The following is an 18,718-nucleotide window of genomic DNA, read 5'->3' on the forward strand; positions in this document are numbered from 1 at the left end:
GGGGTTTACTCCTTTCCCTCGATCAATCTCTCTTTACGGCCCGCCATGTCGCGCTGGCGCAAGACGGTGCCGTTGGTCATCATCGGCTCGATGCCAAGCCCGGTCAGGGTCTTGGCCGATTCCTCCATCTCGGCGGCGCGGCGCACGCCATGCGTCACCATGCGCTCGATATTGTACGCCGCACGCTTGGCCCAGGGCCATGCCTTCTCGCTGGCATCCAGACTGGAGAGCACTTCATCAACCACGCCCGCTTCCTGCGCGGCCAGCATCATTTCGGCGGTCAGCGCCTCGACGCCCTTGACCATGACCGAGCGGATCATCTTGATCGCGGACGCCCGGCCCACTTCATCACCCACGATGCGGATATTGGCGAAACCGGCCTCACGCAGCAGCGCCTCGGCCCGCGCAGCCTCGCGCCCGGCCAGCAGCAGCGGCACATTCAACCGCGCCGGATCGACCGGAGCCAGAACCGCCACATCGACATAACAGCCGCCCGCGGCTTCAACGGCGGCGGCGGCCTCGCGCTTCGTGCCGGGCGCCACCGAATTGCAATCGGCCCAGATCGCGCCCTTGGGCAGGAATGCGGCATATTCCTGCGCGGCGGGCAAGGCGCTGTCAGCCGTCACCAGCGAAAGCACCATCTCGCGTCCGGCCAGCGCTTCCTGCGCATTTCCGGCCACCATCAGCCCGTCCTGCGCGGCCAGCGCCAGTCTTTCGGGGCGCAGATCCCACACACCGGCGCGGGCATTGCCGCCTGCCCCGTCCGCTGCCTCACCCCATCCGCCCGCGCGGGCAAAGGTGGAGCCTGCCTCGCCATAGCCGATCAGGGATATAGTATGTGACACGAACGAATCTCCTTATCACTACAGCCATGCCGCCAAGCCTCGCGCGCGCACCAATCGAAAGGCATCCGCCACCATAAGTTTTTACAAAGCCCGTCAGCCTCCGCACTCGCGCAGCATCGCCACGAAAGCCTCCTGCGTGGATGTAGGCCGCCACCCGGCGCGGGTGGTAATCCCGATGCTGCGGGAAAAGCCTGAGGCAAGGTCGCGCGCGGTCAACACGCCCGCATCCAGCTCGACCGAAACCTGCGACCGGCTGAGCAAGGTCAGACTGTCGCTGTCGAGCAGCAATTGCCGGATCGTCATCACCGATCCGCATTCGATGGCCACACGCGGAGGTTCGGCCCCTAGCGCGCGCAGCATCGCCTGCCAATGGCGGCGCAGCGGCGTTTCGGAACCGGGTAAAATCCAAGGATAATCGGCCAGTTCAGACCCCGGCTCAGCCACATTTTCCAATGGATGACCCTTGCGCATCACCAGCACCGGCGTATCGGCAAACACCGCCTCACCCGCCAGCCCCTCGGCCTCGGCGCCCTCTCGCAAGGCCCCCAGCATCAGGTCGATTTCACCATCGCGCAGCGGGCCGGAGAGTTCGCCATGGCTGCCCTCGACCACCATCACGCCCACGCCGGGATATTCGCGGGCAAACCGGCTGATCGCCTCGGGCAGCCAACGCGCGCGCGACAGGGGCATCGCACCCACGATGATGCGTCCCGCCGCCTTACCCTGCCATGTCGCCACCTCGGCCAGACCGGCGCGCAATTCGGCCATGGCAAGGCCAAACCCGCGCGCGCGGCGCTGTCCGGTGGGGGTCAGCGCGACATGCTGCCCGCGCCGGTCCACCAGCCTTTGGCCCAGCGCGACCTGTAAATCGGCCACCGCGCGATGCAGGCTGGCCGAGGACAGGCCGGTTGCCTCCGCCGCCCCGGCATAGCTGCCTGCCCTCGCCAGGGCGAGCAACGCGCGAAGCTGGGTTCCGGTGACGCGCGGGCTGCCGATATGATCAATCGCGGCCTCGGCGCGCGGAGCCATCAGCAGCGCCGGTTCGGTGGCCGTCATGCCCTGCGCGCTGCGTTCAAACAAGGTCACGCCAAGGCTCGATTCAAGGCCCGCAATGGCCTGCGTCAAGGCAGGCTGGGTCAGGTTTACCGCGCGGGCGGCGCGCGTCAGACTGCCATGGCGCACCGTCGCAGCCAGCGCGGCAAAGTGGCGGATATTGAGCGGGCGATCCCCGATTCCATTTTCGATCATGCCTGCACGTTTAGCAGAAACTTATGACCATAGACAACTTCGCATTGGAGCGTGACTGCGCCCCGGCGCATGTCGCATGCCAGCCAACCTATCGACCATCCAGAGAGGATCTTCATGTCTTCCATCGTCGTCCAGAACATCGAGCGCGCACCCCTTGATGTCATCGACGGCCTCGCCGCCTGCGGCGTTGCCACCGTTCACGAAGCACAGGGCCGCAAGGGCCTGTTGGCTAGCTACATGCGCCCGATCTATCCGCGTGCTCGCATCGCGGGCAGCGCCGTGACGATCAGCGCCGCGCCCGGCGACAACTGGATGGTCCATGTCGCCATCGAACAGCTCAAGGAAGGCGACATCCTCGTCCTTGCCCCCACCAGCCCTTGCGAAGACGGCTATTTCGGCGACCTTCTGGCCACCAGCGCGCAGGCGCGCGGATGCCGGGGTCTCGTCATCGACGCGGGCGTGCGTGACGTGCGCGACCTGACCGAGATGAACTTCCCTGTCTGGTCCAAGGCCGTCTATGCCCAAGGCACCGTCAAGAACACGCTGGGCAGCGTCAACGTCCCCATCATCTGCGCCAACCAGCTGGTCAACGCGGGCGACGTGATCGTGGCCGATGACGATGGCGTCTGCGTGGTGCGCCGCGAGGAAGCCGCCGAAGTGCTGAAAGCCGCGCAGGCTCGTGAGGCCAACGAAGCGGCCAAGCGCGAAAAGCTGGCCGCCGGGGTGCTGGGTCTGGACATCTACAACATGCGTGAGCGGTTGGAGAAGGAAGGGTTGAAGTACGTTTGAAGGTGAAGGGTGCCTCCGGCGGGCCAAGGTACTCGTCCCTTGGCAATCCCATTAATGGGGTTGCGTTTCGTTGGCCGAGGCACTTTTGGAGCGAATCCATTGCTAAAGCCTGCGGCGCGGAGAGATCAGTGCTGTCCGCGCCGCAGGCTTTCAACTCAATGGTCTCGTCCGACACCCAACGCCGAACTCGTGGCACAACAAAGACAGTAATGGGAGCGCGAGGGACTAGTCCCTCGCATTTCCTCCTTATTCTATTTAGGAACCACACCCCATGCCCACCAACCTCTCCTCCCCCTGTATGTGGATGCGCGGCGGCACCAGCAAGGGCGGCTATTTCCTGAAATCCGACCTGCCCGCCGACACCGCCACGCGCGATGCGTTTTTGCTGGGCGTGATGGGTTCGCCCGATCCGGTGCAGATCGACGGCATGGGCGGGGCTGATCCGCTGACCAGCAAGGTTGCGGTCGTCAGCAAATCCGAGCGCCCCGGCATTGACGTTGACTATCTGTTTTTGCAGGTTTTCGTTGATCAGGCGATTGTGACGGACGCGCAGAATTGCGGCAATATTCTGGCTGGCGTGGGGCCTTTCGCGATTGAACGCGGGCTGATCCCCGCAACGGGCGACGAAACCCGCGTGGCCATCTTTATGGAAAACACCGGACAGGTGGCCGTGGCCACAGTCCAGACACCGGGCGGCGTGGTTTCCTATAAGGGCGAGGCCAAGATCGACGGCGTTCCCGGCTCTCACGCCCCGGTGCCTCTGGAATTCCGCGATACGGCAGGGTCTTCCTGCGGCGCGCTGCTGCCCTCGGGCAATGCGGTGGACGAGGTCAATGGCGTGCGCGTGACGCTGATCGACAATGGCATGCCCTGCGTGGTGTTCAAAGCCGAAGACGTGGGCATCACCGGCTATGAGGACCGTGACTGGCTGGACGCCAACACCGAGCTGAAGGCGAAGATCGAGGCGATCCGTCTGGCCGTGGGCTCCGCCATGAACCTTGGCGATGTGAAGGAAAAATCCGTCCCCAAGATGATGCTTGTCGCCCCGCCCAAGCATGGCGGCGCGGTCACGGTGCGCAGCTTCATCCCCCATCGCGCCCATGCCACGATCGGCGTGCTGGGCGCGGTCAGTGTGGCCACGGCCTGCCTGCTCAAGGGCTCGCCCGCCGCCGAGGTGGCGCAGATCCCCGAGGGCGCGCGCAAGACCCTGTCGGTCGAGCATCCCACCGGCGAAATGACCTGCGTGCTGGAAACCGACGAAGCGGGCGATGTGAAGACCGCTGCCCTGCTGCGCACCGCGCGCAAGCTGATGGACGGCACCGTTTTCGGATAATCAGGAGAGACCAATGTCTGAACGTATCACCAGCTGGCACGGCAATCCGTCCAAGCCGACCTATACCCCGCCGCCCGGCGCGATTGACGCTCATTGCCATGTGTTTGGTCCGATGGCGGAATTTCCCTTCAGCCCCAAGGCGAAGTATCTGCCCGAAGATGCTGGCCCGGATAAGCTTTTTGCCCTGCGCGACCATCTGGGCTTTTCGCGCAATGTGATCGTTCAGGCCTCGTGCCACGGCACCAACAATGCCGCCACGTTGAACGGCATTGCCGTGTCGGGCGGAAAGGCGCGCGGCGTGGCCGTGGTCGATCCGGCGATCAGCGACGAGGAAATCGCGGCTCTCCACGAAGGCGGGATGCGCGGCATCCGCTTCAACTTCCTCAAGCGCCTTGTCGATGACGCGCCCAAGGACAAGTTCCTTGAAGTCGCCCATCGCCTGCCCAAGGACTGGCACATCGTCATCTATTTCGAGGCCGACATCCTTGAAGAAATGCGTCCCTTCATTGCCGCCCTGCCGCGTCTGGTGGTGGTCGATCACATGGGCCGCCCCGATGTGACCCAAGGCCCCGATGGCGCCGACATGAAGGCTTTCCGTGAGCTTCTCGACAGCCGCCCCGACATTTGGTTCAAGCCGACCTGCCCGGATCGCCTCGACATGGCCGCCGGCGATCCGTGGGACAATTTCGCCCGCGCGGTGGCGCCGCTGGTGGCCGATTATTCGGACCGCTGCATCTGGGGCACCGACTGGCCGCATCCCAACATGGAAAAGGCGATCCCCGATGATGGCCATATCGTCGATATGATCCCCCGCATCGCGCCCACAGCAGAGCTTCAGCAAAAGCTGCTCGTGACCAATCCGATGCGCCTTTACTGGCCCGAAGAACTCTGATGGTTTGAGGGGAAGGCGGGCCGATAAAGCCCCCTTCCCCTTCCCCCGCGCATGGGGCAAAAGAGCGCCATGCCGCATTCGCTCCCCGATCTTGAAGCATGGGCCATCTTTGCCAAAGTGGCCGAATGCGGCAGTTTCAGCCGCGCGGGCGAGCAGCTTGGCCTGGCCAAGACCACCGTATCCAAGGCCGTGACCCGGCTTGAACAAAGGATGCGCGCCAGCCTATTCCACCGCACCACGCGCAAATTATCGCTGACCGAAACGGGCCGCCTCGCACTGGAACGCGCCGCGCGTATACTGATCGACGGCGCGGCGATCGAGGCCGACATTCTGGACGAAGCCGCCACCCCGCGCGGCCTTGTCCGCATCGCCTCGATCAGCGCGGTGGGCGTTGAGGTGATCGCGCCGGTCCTGCCCGAATTTCTCAAGGCCAATCCGGAAATCGAGGTCGATCTGGTGCTGACCGAAAACCGGGTCGATCTGGTGGCAGAAGGGTTCGATGCGGCCATTCAGGTCGGTCTGGACGGCGATTCCGCCAGCCTGCGCACGGTGCGCCTGTCCTCGCTGCGCCGCCCGCTGGTGGGGGCGCCCGAATTGCTCGAACGGCTGGGCATGCCGCAATCGCCGCAGGATCTGGCCCGCTATCCCGCCGTTCTGCCCAGCCACATCGCCAACAGCCACGAATGGCAATTCGCCCGCGGCGACGAGGATCCGGTGACCGTGCGCGTCAATGGCCGCTATCGCGCCAACCATGCCGATGCGCTGGTGCCTGCGCTGGTGGCGGGGGTGGGCATCGGGCTGATGGCGGAATATTTCGTGTGGGGTCATCTTCGCGCGGGGCGATTGGTCGAATTGCTGCCCGAATGGAGCACCCCGCCCGGCCCGCTCTATCTGATCACGCCCCCCGGACGCGCCCGCCCAGCGCGGGTGCGTGCGCTGCTCGATTTTCTGCGCCCGCATCTGACCCTGCCCAAGTGGACCAATGTGCCCAAGGGTTAAGCGGTGATTATAGTCAATTGAGAAACACTATTATGCCGCAAGGGCGGATAATCCTTGACGCTGCACTGCACTATAACACAATTGTCAGTATCAGGACGGTCCGCCTATGGCCCGCCCTTGCAAAACTTTCTGTCGGCCCTCGGAAAACCGTCAGGAAGAGGAACGAAAGCTACCCATGACTCAATCCCTTACAAAGCCGCGGACATCGGCAAAGATGGCCATGGCTTTGACTCTGTCCCTGCTGGCCGGGCCGATGCTGGCCGGTTGCGCCGGCCTGCCCCATGACAAGCCGCAGTTGAAACCCCGTGAGGCTGCCGATCTGGGGTTGACCAATACCGCGCCGGTTCCGGTCGCCGCCGACTGGTGGCAGGCGCTGGGCGATCCCCAGCTTGACCGGATCATGGCCGACGCGCTGGCGGGCAATCCCTCGCTCGACGAAGCGGCCGCAAGGCTGCGCATGGCGGGCAGCCTGATCGCCTCGGCGCGTTCGGGCCTGTTGCCGCAGGTGTCGGCGGATGCCTCGGCCATGGATCAGCGCCTGTCGAACCGCTATATCTATCCCGCGCCGCTGGGCGGATCGTGGACGTGGATCTCCAATGCGCAGGCCAATCTGGACTGGTCGCTCGATTTGGCCGGGCGGCAAAAGGAACTGGTGCTGGCCGCCAAGGTCTATACCCACGCCAACGAGTTGCAATTGTCCGCCGCCCGCGTGGCGCTGGCGGGCAATGTGGCGCAGGCCTATGTCAATTTCGCCCGCGCGGAGGCACAGGCCCGGATCGCGCGCGAATTTGTCGCCTCGCGCTCGGCCTCGCTGAGGATCGTGACGGGGCGGCGCGATGCGGGCCTTGGCAATGAATTTGACATTGCCAGCGCACGCACCCTCCAATCAGAGGCCGAGCAGGCGCTGACCCGCGCGCTGGGCGCAAGGGCGCTGGCGGTTCATGCTCTGGCCGCGCTGGCCGGGCGCGGGCCTGATTATGGCGCCAATCTGACCACACCCACGCTGGCGCTGGACAAGGCGCTGCCCGTGCCTGAAACCCTGCCCGCCGACCTGCTCGCGCGCCGCGCCGATCTGCTGGCCGCGCGCGAACAGGTCAAACTGGCCATGGCGGGCGAGAAAATCGCCAAGACCGAGTTCTATCCCAACGTCAATCTGCGCGCCTTTGTCGGGGCGCAAGCATTGGGCATCGGGTCGCTGTTTACCGGCAGCGCGCTGACCGGCGGGTTTGGTCCGGCCATCCATCTGCCGATCTTTTCAGGCGGGGCGATCCGCGCTCAATATCGTCAGGCCGTGGCGGGCGCGGACATTGCCATTGCCCAGTATAACAAGGCTGTGGTGGGCGCCGTGCGCGAGGCGGCCGATGCGCTGTCGGGCGTTGAAACCAACCGGGCCGATGCGCGCCAGCAGGCCGAGATCCTGACCGGGCTGGAAAAGACCGTCTCGCTCGACAAGGTGCGGCTGCAATCGGGCCTCTCGACCAATCTCGACGTGCTGAGCGCGGGCGAACGCCTGCTCTCTGCGCGTCAGGCGCAGGTCGATCTGGCCGCCGATGGGGCCGTCAAACGTATTCAATTGCTGATCGCGCTGGGCGGCGGTTTTACCCCGATCCCCGATCAGAACGCGGGCGCAACCGCCCCGGCCGGAAAGTAATTCGCCATGAACCAGCAAAACCATTCTTTCGACAAGGACAATGCCCCCGCCATGGCCGACAGCTACAGCCCTCCCCCGGCCAAGAACGCCGCCCGCCGCAAGGGTCTTTTGATGCTGGGCGTGGCCGCGCTGATCGGGGCGGCCGGTTACGGCGCCTATGTGATGATGAGCGCGGCCAGCGAGGAAACCGATGACGCCTATGTCGCGGGCAACATCACGCAAATCACCGCGCGCGATCCCGGCACCGTCATTGCGGTGCACGCCGAAAGCACGCAGGGCGTGAAGGCAGGGCAACCGCTGGTCGATCTGGACCCGGCGCTGGCGGATGCGCAACTGGCCGCCGCCGAGGCCGAACTGGCCCGCGCCGCGCGCACGGTGCGCTCCGGCTTTACCAAGGTGGGCACCGCCGAGGCCGAAATCGCGCAGGCCGAGGTGCGCCTTGCCGCCGCCAGGAGCGATCTGACGCGCCGCGAAAAGGCCGTCTCCTCGGGCGCAATTTCAGCCGAAGAGGTCGCCCATGCCGGTGAGGCCGTGCGCATGGCGCAGGCCAATCTGGATCTCGCACGCAGCCACCGGGCAGATGCCGAAAGCACCGTGGGCGGAACCGATGTGGCGGGCAATCCGGCGGTTCTGGCCGCGATCGCGGCGGTCAAGCGCGCGGCCATCGTGCGCTCGCATATGCATCTTTCCTCGCCGGTCGATGGTGTGGTGGCCCAGCGCGCCGCGCAGGTGGGCCAGCAGGTTGCCCCCGGCGCGCCGCTGATGTCGGTCGTGCCGCTGCGCAAGGTCTGGGTGGACGCCAATTTCCGCGAAACGCAGCTGGCCAATCTGCGCATCGGCCAGAGCGCCACGCTGCATTCCGACGCCTATGGCAAGAAGGTGACCTTCCACGGCAAGGTCATCGGCCTGTCGGCGGGTTCGGGCGCGGCCTTTGCGCTGCTGCCCGCGCAGAACGCCAGCGGCAACTGGATCAAGGTGGTTCAGCGCGTGCCGGTGCGCATCGCGCTTGATCCCAAGGAGTTGGACGCCCATCCGCTGCGCCTTGGCCTGTCGGTCAATGTCGAGGTGGACACCAGCCAAGGCACCGGCCAGCCGGTGACCGCGATCCCCGCCGTGGCGCAGGCCAGCGAGCCGGTCGATACCGTCAGCCCCGAGATCGAGGCCCGCATCCGCCGGATCATCGCGGCCAACGCAGGTCGCTGAAGGCAGATGTCATGAGCCAATCCCCCTCGCAAGATCTGGACGCGAGCGAATTCGCCGTTGAGGAAGAGGATGAAAGCCCCTCATCCTCGATGGCGACGCCGCCGCCGCTGCATGGCTTTGCGCTGTTTTCCGCCGCCTTTGCGCTGGCGCTGGGCACCTTCATGCAGGTGCTGGATTCCACCATCGCCAATGTGGCGCTCAACACGATCTCGGGCAATCTGGGCGAGGCGAGCAGCACGGCGACATGGGTGATCACCGCCTTTGCCGTGGCCAATGGCGTGACCGTGCCGTTGACCGGGTGGCTGATGCGGCGCTTTGGCGTGGTGAACACCTTTATCGCCTCGGTGGCGCTCTTCACGCTGGCCTCGTTCCTTTGCGGGATCGCATGGTCGCTGCCCTCGCTGATCCTGTTCCGCCTGTTGCAGGGCGCGGTTTCAGGGCCGATGATTCCGGGCAGTCAGGCGCTGCTGCTGGCGATCTTCCCCCCCGAAAAGCGCACCGTGGGCCTGTCGATCTGGTCGATGACGGCGCTGGTCGGGCCGGTGCTGGGACCGATCCTTGGCGGCTATATTTCGGACAATTATCATTGGGGCTGGATCTTCCTCATCAACGTGCCGGTGGGTTTCATCACCGTTGGCGTGCTGATGGCGCGGATGCGGGCCTATAATACGCCGCCGATCAAGCTGCCCTTCGACTGGGGCGGGGTGGCGCTGCTGATCCTGTGGGTCGGGTCGCTTCAGATCGTGCTGGACCTTGGCAAGGATGAGGACTGGTTCAATTCGACCTTCATCTGTGTGCTGGCGGCTGTCGCGGTGGTGGCCTTCCTTGCCTGGCTGATCTGGGAATTGACCGAGGAGCATCCTGCGGTCGATCTCTCGCTGTTCAAGAGCCGCAATTTCGCCATCGGCACGCTGTGCTTTTGTCTCGGCTACGGCTTCTTCTTCGCCAGCAACCTGCTGATGCCGCTCTGGCTGCAAACCCAGCAGGGCTATACCGCGACATGGGCGGGGCTGGTGTCGGCGCCGGCGGGTATGGTGGCCTTTTTGCTGGCGCCCTTTGTGGCGCGGGCGGCGGGCACCATCGACCTGCGCTATGTCGCGACCTATGCGCTGCTGGCCTTTGCCGCGTCCTATATGATGCGCACCGGTTTTGCCCCCGATACCGATCTTTGGCACTTCATCCTGCCTTCGATCGTTCAGGGCACGGCGATGGGTACCTTCTTCATGTCGATGACCACGCTCTCGTTTGACCGGCTGGGGCCGCATCGCATCCCCTCGGCCACGGGCATTTCGAACTTTGCCCGCATCACCGGGGGCGCCTTTGCCGCCTCGATCACCACGACGTTTTGGGACCGGCGCGAGGTGCTGCACCAGAGCCGTCTGGCCGAGGCCGCCAATCCGTCCAATCCGGCCTATGTGCAGGCGATGGACCATTTGCAGACCATCGGCATGAGCAAGACACAGGCCACCGGCGCGCTGACCGGGCAGATGGTAAACCAGTCCTATCTGATGTCCTCGCTCGACATCTTCTGGTTTGCCGGGATGGGCTGTGTGGCGATGCTGGCGCTGCTCTGGTGTACGCGCAAGCCTGCGCCGCCGCAGGGTGGTGCGGTGGTCGTTGACTAAAAGCGTGGTTGACTAAAGAAAAGGCCGGGGCGGTTGATCCACCCCGGCCTTTTTTATGGCGTTTGAAAGCGCCTTATTCGACGTAATGCGCGCTGGTCTTTTCGCGGACTTCCTCCGCCGTCACGCCGGGGGCCAGTTCAACCAGCTTGAACGGACCGCTGTGATCCGGGCGGGCAAACACGGCCAGATCGGTCACGATCATATCCACCACATTGCGCCCCGTCAGCGGCAAGGTGCAGGCGGGAATGAACTTGGGGCTGCCATCCTTGGCGCAATGCTCCATCACCACGATGATCTTCTTGACGCCCGCGACCAGATCCATCGCGCCGCCCATGCCCTTGATCATCTTGCCCGGGATCATCCAGTTGGCGATGTCGCCGCCCTCGGACACTTCCATCGCGCCAAGCACGGTCAGATCGATATGGCCGCCACGGATCATGGCAAAGCTCTGCGCGCTGTCGAAATAGGCCGAATGGGGCAGCTCGCTGATCGTCTGCTTGCCCGCATTGATCAGGTCGGCGTCTTCCTCGCCCTCATAGGGGAACGGGCCGATGCCCAGCATCCCGTTCTCGCTCTGCAGCGTCACGGTCAGCCCTTCGGGCACGTAATTGGCCACCAGCGTGGGGATGCCGATGCCAAGGTTCACATAAAAGCCGTCCTGAAGCTCACGCGCGGCGCGGGCGGCCATTTCATTGCGGTTCCAAGCCATGTTGCTCAGGCCTCCTTCGGGCGCGTAGTGCGGAATTCGATCTTCTTGTCATAGGCGCCCAGCACGATGCGCTGAACATAAACGCCCGGCAGGTGGATCGCATCGGGGTCCAATTGGCCCGGCTCGACAATCTCCTCGACCTCGACCACGGTGATCTTGCCGGCGGTGGCGGCAGGCACGTTGAAATTGCGCGCCGTCTTGCGGAAAATCACATTGCCGGTGGTGTCCGCCTTCCAGCCCTTCACAATGGCGAGGTCAGCAAAAATGCCCTGCTCCAGCACATATTCCTGACCGTCAAAGACCTTGGTTTCCTTGCCCTCGGCCACCAGCGTGCCTACGCCCGTCTTGGTGTAAAAGCCCGGAATGCCCGCCCCGCCCGCGCGCAGACGCTCGGCCAGAGTACCCTGTGGCGTGAATTCCACCTCAAGCTCGCCCGCCAGATACTGACGCTCGAACTCCTTGTTTTCGCCTACATAAGACGAAATCATCTTCTTCACCTGCCGCGTGCGCAGCAGCTTGCCGATGCCCTCATTGTCAATGCCCGCATTGTTGCTGGCAAAGGTCAGATCCTTTACCCCGCTGGCCTGAATCGCATCCAGCAGACGCTCTGGAATGCCGCAAAGGCCAAAGCCCCCGCTGGCAATCAGCAGACCATCGCGCAACACCCCTTCCAGCGCCGCTTCTGCGCTGGGATAAACCTTGCTCGCCATACAGCTCCCTCTCTCTCGGGATAAATTCCGGGGCGAGTGTATCGAAGAAAATTATGCGTTCTAATGATAGTTTTTTTGGGGTATTGATAGAAGATGGTGATGTATTGGAAGGTGCCTCCGGCGGGTTAAGGGCGGGGGCCCTTAACAATCCCGGTACTGTCGATGTTGCGCCAAGGAATCGGCGTTGCGCAACCTTGCAGCGCCGCAGGCTATAAAACCGCTTCGCGGAAGAGAGTGCGTTGGCCAGCCATACGCCACCCCATTAACGGGATTGCAAAGGGCCCCCGCCCTTTGCCCGCCGGAGGCATACATTGAACCGCATCGCCCTCTACCACCTCGAAACCCTGCTCTGGATCGCGCGCCTCGGCACCTTCGCAGCGGCGGCGGAAAGGCTGAACACCACCCAGCCCACCATCTCGGCCCGCGTGCGCGAGTTGGAGGCACAGATCGGCTACCCCCTGTTCCGGCGAGAGGGACGGCGGATGCTGCTGACGGTGCGCGGGCGGCAATTGGTGCGCGATACCGAGCCGCTGTGGGCGGCGCTGGAACGGACGCTGGCGGCGGACAATCTGGCAGGCGCGCGCGGCGTGGTGCGCATCGGCACGGGCGAGATCGCGGCGGCCTCCTGCCTGCCCGGCTTCGTGGCAGAGATCGAGCGCGACATGCCTGCCGTAACGCTGGACATCACGATCAGCCTGACCGCGCAATTGCTGCAAGATCTGCTGGGCGCGACCAGCGATCTGGTGTTTCTGGCAGGCCCTGCGGCCAGTCCGGGGCTGCAAACCGCCTCAATCGGCGGGGTCGCGCTGCAATGGCTGGCCTCACCCGCAACGGCGGCGGCAATGCGCAATGGCGCGACGCCCCCGCTCTGGTCCCTGCCCCGCCAGTCGCCGCTGCATCAGGTCATGCTCGAAACCCTCTCGGGCGAGGCCCTGCCCGCCATCCGCACCTGCAACAACGCCCGGATGCTGATCGACATCATCGCGGCGGGGCAAGGCATGGCCCTGCTGCCCGAAACCATGACGCGCGAGGCGGTGGCAGGTGGGCGCCTGCAAGAGGTCTGGCCCCGGCCCAAGCGCGGGATCGAGTTTCAAGCCGCGATCCGCGCGGAGGAGAGCGATCCGCTGGTGCTGGAGTTGTTCAGGCGGGCGGCGGGGTTGCGGATTGATCCTCGGTAAAGGCGAGAAGTTTGCCTCCGGCGGGCAAAGGGACTTATCCCTTTGCAATCCCGTTAATGAGGTGTTCGATTGAGATCGCCGCGCCGCACCATCACCGACACCGAAGCCATCCCATTATCGACCGCCTCGGGCTTATCGATCCGCACCCGCGCCCAAAGCACCGACCCCATCCCCAAACAAGCCTCGCCCAATTGCCGGGCAAAGCTCTCGATCAGGTCAATGTGGGTACGCGCCAGCTGTTCCGCCGCCGCGCCAATGTCGCGGTAATCGACGGTTTGCTCCAGCCGGTCGATGGCGCCCACGCCAAGGCCCAGCTCGGCATAGATCACCAGCGGTTGGCGCCGCCCGATTTCGCCATGGTTGACGCCAACGGCGGCCATCACCTCGAAACCCGACAGGCGCACCACCGTTTCGGCCACCTCATAGCCCGCAACAGGCGCGGGGCGCAGAGAGATCACACTTTCCATACACCCCGCCTCCTGTATCAGCCCGGGAATACCACGGTACGATGCCCATTGAGGAACACGCGGTCCTCCAGATGCGCCTTGACCGCCTCGGCCAGCACGCGGCGTTCGATGTCGCGACCCTTGCGGACGAGGTCTTCGGGCGCGTGGGCATGGCTGATGCTGCCCACGTCCTGCGCGATGATCGGGCCTTCGTCGAGGTCGGCGGTCACATAGTGCGCCGTCGCGCCAATCATCTTGACCCCGCGCTCATAGGCCTGATGATAGGGCTTGGCGCCCTTGAAGCCGGGCAGGAACGAGTGGTGGATATTAATGCAGCGGCCCGACAGGAAGCCAGCCAGATCGTCGCTCAGGATCTGCATATAACGCGCCAGCACCACCAGATCGGCCCCCGTTTCAGTAACAACGGCCTTTATCTGCGCTTCCTGTTGCGCCTTCGTGTCCTTGGTGATCGGCAGATGATAGAAGGGCAGATCACCGATCAGGCTGGTGGTGATATGCTTGCGGTCATGGTTGCAGATGATGGCCACGACATCCATGTCAATTTCGCCAATCCGCCAGCGATAGAGCAGATCGCCAAGGCAGTGGTCGAATTTGCTGACCATCAGCACGACCTTCTGCCGCTCGCCATGGACCCGCAGGCGCCAGTCCATCGCATGTTCGGCGGCCAGATCGCCGAAATGGGCGCGCCATTCCTCGGCCGTATCGCCCTGGGGCAAGGCAAAGATCACGCGCATGAAAAAGCGGTCGGTCAGTCGGTCGTTGAACTGCTGGGCATCGAGAATATTGCCGCCGCGTCCGGCCAGATAGCCCGCCACCTTGGCCACAAGGCCGGGCTGGTCCCCACAGGACAGGCTCAGCGTACAAACAGTGTCGTGGTCAGACGTGGTCACTTGCATTGATCCTTTCTCTCTCCCGCACGGCGCCTTTTCGCGCCGGCGCTTATTCCTTGTCGCAGCCGATCAGCCGCGCGATTTGCGATACGAGTTGATCCACGCCACGGTTTTTTCCAGCCCGCCAAACGGATAGAAATGCAACCGCACCGGTCCATGGCTTTCATTCAGCCCCTTGGCAAGCGCGTCAACCAGCTTGTCCGGCCCGGCGCTGCCCAGCAATTGCGTGATCGAAATGCCATATTTGGCCAGCACGCTGGCCGAGGCGCCCACGCCGCAGCGCGCGGCAAAGCGCATCAGGGTCTTGATCCCCGCCGGGCCCGGCACGCCGATGCGCACGGGCGCGACAATCCCGCGCTGGCGCAAGGCGGCCAGCCATTCAAGCGCCGCATCGGGATCGAACCCGAATTGCGTGACCACCAGCGGGGCCATGCCGCGCGCGTCGATCTCAACGCATTTGCGGGCCAGAACCTCCCAGCACTGCTCCTCGGTCATGTTGGGATGGCCTTCAGGGTGGCCGCCCACGCCGATCGCCTTGATGCCCGCCTTTTCAAACAGGCCGGTGGCGATCAGCTCGCTCGAATCATTATACGGCCCCGCGGCATGATCCGGGTCGCCCGCGATCACGAAGCAGCGGCGCACGCCCGCTTCCTGCACTACAGTGTTGAGGTAATCCTCGAACTCGGCCTCGCTGGTGATCCGGCGGGCGGAGAAATGCGGCATCGGTTCAAAGCCCAGTGCGCGCACGGCCTTGGCAGCGGCGATTCGCGCAGGCGCTTCCTCGCCCGGCAGGAAGGTCACGGCGATGGGTGTTTCAGGCGGAATGGCAGGCGCGGCGGCGCGCAGCGATTCGACGTCCTTTGCCGTAATTTCCAAGGAAAATCCGTCGGTAATGCCGTCCGGCGCGCGTTCCCAATTGGGGTGGATCTGCGAAATGGCCACCATGGTCCTCTGCCCTTTCTCTTTGGCGTCTGGCGATGGGGGCTTTCACGCCTGCTTCATCCCGGACGGTTATTTTGTATGCGACGCATACTAAAACGAAATGCGTGTAACTTGAAGTGTCCTCTAGCGCAGGGCGATAATTTCGTATAGATGAATTTTTCATGGACGAGAAAATTGCGGGATACGATGTCTGAAAACCTCCCATTGCTGCTGGTTCCCGGCCTGATCTGCGATTCGCGGGTCTTTGCCGCGCAATGCGCCGCCCTGCCGCAGGCCGTTGCGCTGCCCGGCTGGGGCGCGGTGGATTCGCTGGGCGCGATGGCGGACAAGCTGCTGGCGCAGGCACCCGAACGCTTTGCCCTGCTGGGTCATTCGATGGGCGCGCGCGTGGCTCTGGAAGTCGCGCGTCGCGCGCCCGAGCGGGTCGAACGCCTCGCGCTGGTTTCCACCGGCACGCATCCTGTCGGCGCGGGCGAGGCGGAAAAGCGCTATGCCCTGCGCGACAAGGGCCGCGCATATGGGATGGAGGCGCTGGTGGCCGACTGGTTGCCGCCGATGATCGCGCCCGACAATCGCCCCGCGCTGATCGGGCCGCTGACCGCCATGTGCCTTGAACAGGGCCTTTCCGCCTTTGAGGCGCAGATCGAGGCCCTGCTCGCGCGCCCCGCGCTTGAGGATTTCCTGCCCACGCTGACCATGCCCGTTCTGTCCTGCACCGGGGCGCTGGACGTGTGGAGCCCGCCCGAACAGGCCGCCGCCATTGCTGATGCCATCCCCGGCGCCGTGCTGGAAATCGTGGCCGATGCTGGCCATTTCCTGCCCATCGAGCGCCCGGCAGCCTTCACCCAGATCATCGCCCGCTGGCTGACCCAGCGCGCCTGAAAACCAAGATCCACATAAGGAGAGCAAGATGACCCAGAGCCTGCAAGATGTCCTCGATGCCAGCGGCGACATTGTCGAAATGCTGCGCAACGCGCAGGTTGGCCCCAATGTCTATCCCGGCGTTCCGGCCGAATATTCGAACTGGCGTACCGAGCAGCAGGCTTGGGCCAAGACCGCCGTGCTGTTCAACCAGTCGTATCACATGGTCGATCTGGAAGTGTCGGGCCCCGACGCCTTTGCCATGCTCAACTATCTGGGCATTAACAGCTTCAAGGGTTTCGTGCCCGATCGCGCCAAGCAATTCGTGCCTGTCACGGCCGAAGGCTATGTGATTGGCGACGTGATCCTGTTCTATCTGGCTGAAAACCTGTTCAATCTGGTGGGCCGCGCGCCGACCATCGAATGGATCGAATATCACGCCCAGACCGGCAAGTGGGATGTGAAGGTCGAGCGCGACGAACGCTGGGCCATGCGCACCGACGGCAAGCGCAAGAGCTACCGTTTCCAGCTTCAGGGCCCCAACGCGATGGCCGTGCTGTCCAAGGCGCTGGGCTATCAGGCGCCGGACCTCAAGTTCTTCCACATGACCACGCTGGAATTCGGCGGCGCCAAGGTGCGCGCGCTGCGTCACGGCATGGCGGGCCAGCCGGGCTATGAGCTGTTCGGCCCGTGGGAAGATTACGCCGCCGTCCATGGCGCGCTGGTCGAGGCGGGCAAGGAATTTGGCCTGACGCTGTGCGGTGGCCGCACCTATTCGTCGAACACGCTGGAATCGGGCTGGATCCCCTCGCCGCTGCCCGCCACCTACACCGGCGAAGGCTCGAAGGGTTTCCGCGCATGGGCCAGCGCCAATTCGTATGAAGCCAAGTGCTCGATCGGCGGATCGTACATCCCCGACAGCATCGAAGGCTATTACCTGACCCCGTGGGATCTGGGCTATGGTCCGTTTGTGAAATTCGATCATGACTTCATCGGTCGTGAAGCACTGGAAGCCAAGGCCGCTGGCCCGCACCGCCGCAAGGTGACACTGGCGCTGGACAATGAAGACGTGATGCGCGTCCAGTCCTCGGCCCTGTCGAAGGGCGACCGCGCAAAGTTCATGGAATATCCCAGCGCCGTCTATGCGATGCACCCGTTTGATCAGGTGCTTCAGGATGGCAAGATGGTCGGCCTGTCCACCTGGATCGGCTATACCGCCAATGAGGGCAAGTTCCTGACGCTGGCCATGGTGGACGAAAGCGTCGCCACGCCCGGCACGCAGGTCACGCTGCTGTGGGGCGAACCCGATGGCGGCACGCGCAAGCCCACCGTCGAGCGCCATGTCCAGACCGAAATCAAGGCCGTGGTCGCCTCGGTGCCCTATTCGGAAGTGGCGCGCGACGCCTATGCCGACAGCTGGCGCAACCGTCAGGCCTGATCGGTTCTGATCCCAGGAAACGCCCCTGCCGGAAACGGCGGGGGCGTTTTCCGTTTAACGCAGCACTCGCCCGGCCACGGCATCAAGCCGCGCCAACAGCGCCGGATCGCGTTGCGCCGGGGCCGTGGCAAAGGCACCGTCCAGCGCCCGGTCAATCGGGCTGGCCTCACGCACCGGGGGCAACAGCCGCGCCAATTCGCGCACCGCCGCGCGGGCCAGCGCCGCATTGGCCTTCATCGTTGCGAAGACTTCATGGGCCTCGACGCCCGCCTCTTCATCGCGCCAGGCGTCATAATCCGTCACCATGGCCAGCATCGCATAGGGCAGCTCGGCCTCGCGGGCGAGGCGCACCTCGGGAAAGCCGGTCATGCCGATCACATCGGCGCCCCAGCCGCGATACATCCGGCTTTCGGCCCGCGTCGAAAACTGCGGTCCCTCGATGGCGATATAGGCCCCCTTGGGATGCACAGTGCCGCCCGCATGATGGGCCGAGAGCGCCAGCAATTCCGATAAGCGCGGGCAAACCGGATCGGCCAGCGCCAGATGCGCGACCATACCGCTGCCGAAAAAGCTGCGCGCGCGGCCTTCGGTGCGGTCGATCATCTGGTCGACGCAGACGAAATGGCCCGGCGCATATTCCTCACGCAAGGAACCCACCGCCGAGAGCGAGACAAGATCCGTCACGCCGCAACGTTTCAGCACGTCGATGTTGGCGCGGTAATTGACGTCGCTGGGCGGGATCGCATGGCCCGGCCCGTGGCGCGGCAAAAAGGTGAAGCGCACGCCGTCCAGCGTGCCGGTGGTGACGCTGCTGCTGGGCGCGCCAAAGGGGCTTTCGACGGCAATCTCCTGCGCGCCTTCAAGTCCGATCCCCTCGGCCAGACCCGATCCGCCAATCACCCCGATATGCCATGCGCTCATGCGATCAAACTCCTGTG

18 protein-coding genes are annotated in these 18,718 nt (G+C 64.3%); 10 read left to right on the plus strand and 8 right to left on the minus strand.

The window, feature by feature from the left end:
* Window positions 1-5 precede the first annotated feature (5 nt).
* Both GGR38_RS00650 and GGR38_RS00655 read right to left on the minus strand, forming a co-directional pair.
* Window positions 6-845 (minus strand): DUF1932 domain-containing protein, encoded by an 840-nt coding sequence (locus tag GGR38_RS00650; RefSeq protein ID WP_183621690.1) that lies wholly within the window; start codon window positions 843-845, stop codon window positions 6-8.
* A 93-nt stretch (window positions 846-938) separates the two neighbouring features.
* Window positions 939-2,093: a LysR family transcriptional regulator gene (locus GGR38_RS00655; protein WP_183621692.1), complete on the minus strand. Its 1,155-nt coding sequence runs from the start codon at window positions 2,091-2,093 to the stop codon at window positions 939-941.
* Between the two features lie 114 nt (window positions 2,094-2,207).
* Between GGR38_RS00655 and ligK the strand changes: the two genes are divergently transcribed.
* The 7 genes from ligK to GGR38_RS00690 all read left to right on the plus strand — a co-directional run bounded on the left by ligK (window position 2,208) and on the right by GGR38_RS00690 (window position 10,585).
* Window positions 2,208-2,882, plus strand: a complete 675-nt coding sequence (gene ligK, locus GGR38_RS00660) for a 4-carboxy-4-hydroxy-2-oxoadipate aldolase/oxaloacetate decarboxylase (RefSeq protein ID WP_183621694.1) — start codon at window positions 2,208-2,210, stop codon at window positions 2,880-2,882.
* Window positions 2,883-3,153: 271 nt separating this feature from the next.
* Window positions 3,154-4,215, plus strand: a complete 1,062-nt coding sequence (locus tag GGR38_RS00665) for a 4-oxalomesaconate tautomerase (protein WP_246404153.1) — start codon at window positions 3,154-3,156, stop codon at window positions 4,213-4,215.
* A gap of 13 nt (window positions 4,216-4,228) precedes the next feature.
* Window positions 4,229-5,107 carry an amidohydrolase family protein gene (locus GGR38_RS00670; protein ID WP_183621696.1) on the plus strand — a complete coding sequence of 293 codons (879 nt, stop codon included), beginning with the start codon at window positions 4,229-4,231 and terminating at the stop codon, window positions 5,105-5,107.
* 69 nt (window positions 5,108-5,176) lie between these two features.
* Entirely contained in the window at window positions 5,177-6,106 is a 930-nt protein-coding gene (locus GGR38_RS00675) for a LysR family transcriptional regulator (protein WP_183621698.1), read from the plus strand.
* A gap of 220 nt (window positions 6,107-6,326) precedes the next feature.
* Complete coding sequence (locus tag GGR38_RS00680) at window positions 6,327-7,757, plus strand: efflux transporter outer membrane subunit (RefSeq protein WP_246404154.1); 1,431 nt, start codon at window positions 6,327-6,329, stop codon at window positions 7,755-7,757.
* Window positions 7,758-7,763: 6 nt separating this feature from the next.
* Complete coding sequence (locus GGR38_RS00685) at window positions 7,764-8,960, plus strand: HlyD/EmrA/EmrK family protein (RefSeq protein ID WP_246404155.1); 1,197 nt, start codon at window positions 7,764-7,766, stop codon at window positions 8,958-8,960.
* A gap of 89 nt (window positions 8,961-9,049) precedes the next feature.
* A complete protein-coding gene (locus tag GGR38_RS00690; protein ID WP_183622323.1) occupies window positions 9,050-10,585 on the plus strand; it encodes a DHA2 family efflux MFS transporter permease subunit in 1,536 nt (511 codons plus the stop codon).
* Window positions 10,586-10,658: 73 nt separating this feature from the next.
* On the opposite strand, the gene GGR38_RS00695 is transcribed toward GGR38_RS00690, so the two are convergent.
* Window positions 10,659-11,294 carry a CoA transferase subunit B gene (locus GGR38_RS00695; protein WP_183621702.1) on the minus strand — a complete coding sequence of 212 codons (636 nt, stop codon included), beginning with the start codon at window positions 11,292-11,294 and terminating at the stop codon, window positions 10,659-10,661.
* A gap of 5 nt (window positions 11,295-11,299) precedes the next feature.
* Window positions 11,300-12,004, minus strand: a complete 705-nt coding sequence (locus GGR38_RS00700) for a CoA transferase subunit A (RefSeq protein WP_183621704.1) — start codon at window positions 12,002-12,004, stop codon at window positions 11,300-11,302.
* 311 nt (window positions 12,005-12,315) lie between these two features.
* Here GGR38_RS00700 and GGR38_RS00705 point away from each other — a divergent pair, with 311 nt between their 5' ends.
* On the plus strand, window positions 12,316-13,182 hold the full coding sequence (locus GGR38_RS00705) for a LysR family transcriptional regulator (protein ID WP_183621706.1): 867 nt from the start codon (window positions 12,316-12,318) through the stop codon (window positions 13,180-13,182).
* Between the two features lie 53 nt (window positions 13,183-13,235).
* On the opposite strand, the gene GGR38_RS00710 is transcribed toward GGR38_RS00705, so the two are convergent.
* The 3 genes from GGR38_RS00710 to GGR38_RS00720 all read right to left on the minus strand — a co-directional run bounded on the left by GGR38_RS00710 (window position 13,236) and on the right by GGR38_RS00720 (window position 15,484).
* Window positions 13,236-13,649 (minus strand): dihydroneopterin aldolase, encoded by a 414-nt coding sequence (locus GGR38_RS00710; RefSeq protein WP_183621707.1) that lies wholly within the window; start codon window positions 13,647-13,649, stop codon window positions 13,236-13,238.
* Between the two features lie 17 nt (window positions 13,650-13,666).
* Window positions 13,667-14,539 carry a formyltetrahydrofolate deformylase gene (gene purU / locus GGR38_RS00715; RefSeq protein WP_343058938.1) on the minus strand — a complete coding sequence of 291 codons (873 nt, stop codon included), beginning with the start codon at window positions 14,537-14,539 and terminating at the stop codon, window positions 13,667-13,669.
* Between the two features lie 69 nt (window positions 14,540-14,608).
* Complete coding sequence (locus GGR38_RS00720) at window positions 14,609-15,484, minus strand: methylenetetrahydrofolate reductase (protein ID WP_183621710.1); 876 nt, start codon at window positions 15,482-15,484, stop codon at window positions 14,609-14,611.
* 183 nt (window positions 15,485-15,667) lie between these two features.
* Between GGR38_RS00720 and GGR38_RS00725 the strand changes: the two genes are divergently transcribed.
* Both GGR38_RS00725 and desA read left to right on the plus strand, forming a co-directional pair.
* The gene (locus tag GGR38_RS00725) at window positions 15,668-16,363 is read left to right on the plus strand and encodes an alpha/beta fold hydrolase (RefSeq protein WP_183621712.1); all 696 of its coding nucleotides are present in this window, start codon (window positions 15,668-15,670) and stop codon (window positions 16,361-16,363) included.
* Window positions 16,364-16,391: 28 nt separating this feature from the next.
* Complete coding sequence (gene desA / locus GGR38_RS00730) at window positions 16,392-17,780, plus strand: syringate O-demethylase (protein WP_183621714.1); 1,389 nt, start codon at window positions 16,392-16,394, stop codon at window positions 17,778-17,780.
* Window positions 17,781-17,834: 54 nt separating this feature from the next.
* On the opposite strand, the gene mtnP is transcribed toward desA, so the two are convergent.
* Window positions 17,835-18,701 carry an S-methyl-5'-thioadenosine phosphorylase gene (gene mtnP, locus GGR38_RS00735; protein ID WP_183621716.1) on the minus strand — a complete coding sequence of 289 codons (867 nt, stop codon included), beginning with the start codon at window positions 18,699-18,701 and terminating at the stop codon, window positions 17,835-17,837.
* Window positions 18,702-18,718: the final 17 nt, after the last annotated feature.

Source organism: Novosphingobium sediminicola, from assembly GCF_014196525.1.
GTDB lineage: Bacteria > Pseudomonadota > Alphaproteobacteria > Sphingomonadales > Sphingomonadaceae > Novosphingobium > Novosphingobium sediminicola.

Bases quoted from the DNA above. Each gene is read 5' to 3' on its own strand.
- GGR38_RS00655 (WP_183621692.1), bottom strand. From the start codon at position 2,093: ATGATCGAAAATGGAATCGGGGATCGCCCGCTCAATATCCGCCACTTT.
- ligK (WP_183621694.1), top strand. From the start codon at position 2,208: ATGTCTTCCATCGTCGTCCAGAACATCGAGCGCGCACCCCTTGATGTC.
- GGR38_RS00665 (WP_246404153.1), top strand. From the start codon at position 3,154: ATGCCCACCAACCTCTCCTCCCCCTGTATGTGGATGCGCGGCGGCACC.
- GGR38_RS00670 (WP_183621696.1), top strand. From the start codon at position 4,229: ATGTCTGAACGTATCACCAGCTGGCACGGCAATCCGTCCAAGCCGACC.
- GGR38_RS00675 (WP_183621698.1), top strand. From the start codon at position 5,177: ATGCCGCATTCGCTCCCCGATCTTGAAGCATGGGCCATCTTTGCCAAA.
- GGR38_RS00680 (WP_246404154.1), top strand. From the start codon at position 6,327: ATGGCTTTGACTCTGTCCCTGCTGGCCGGGCCGATGCTGGCCGGTTGC.
- GGR38_RS00685 (WP_246404155.1), top strand. From the start codon at position 7,764: ATGAACCAGCAAAACCATTCTTTCGACAAGGACAATGCCCCCGCCATG.
- GGR38_RS00690 (WP_183622323.1), top strand. From the start codon at position 9,050: ATGGCGACGCCGCCGCCGCTGCATGGCTTTGCGCTGTTTTCCGCCGCC.
- GGR38_RS00695 (WP_183621702.1), bottom strand. From the start codon at position 11,294: ATGGCTTGGAACCGCAATGAAATGGCCGCCCGCGCCGCGCGTGAGCTT.
- GGR38_RS00700 (WP_183621704.1), bottom strand. From the start codon at position 12,004: ATGGCGAGCAAGGTTTATCCCAGCGCAGAAGCGGCGCTGGAAGGGGTG.
- GGR38_RS00710 (WP_183621707.1), bottom strand. From the start codon at position 13,649: ATGGAAAGTGTGATCTCTCTGCGCCCCGCGCCTGTTGCGGGCTATGAG.
- GGR38_RS00720 (WP_183621710.1), bottom strand. From the start codon at position 15,484: ATGGTGGCCATTTCGCAGATCCACCCCAATTGGGAACGCGCGCCGGAC.
- GGR38_RS00725 (WP_183621712.1), top strand. From the start codon at position 15,668: ATGTCTGAAAACCTCCCATTGCTGCTGGTTCCCGGCCTGATCTGCGAT.
- desA (WP_183621714.1), top strand. From the start codon at position 16,392: ATGACCCAGAGCCTGCAAGATGTCCTCGATGCCAGCGGCGACATTGTC.
- mtnP (WP_183621716.1), bottom strand. From the start codon at position 18,701: ATGAGCGCATGGCATATCGGGGTGATTGGCGGATCGGGTCTGGCCGAG.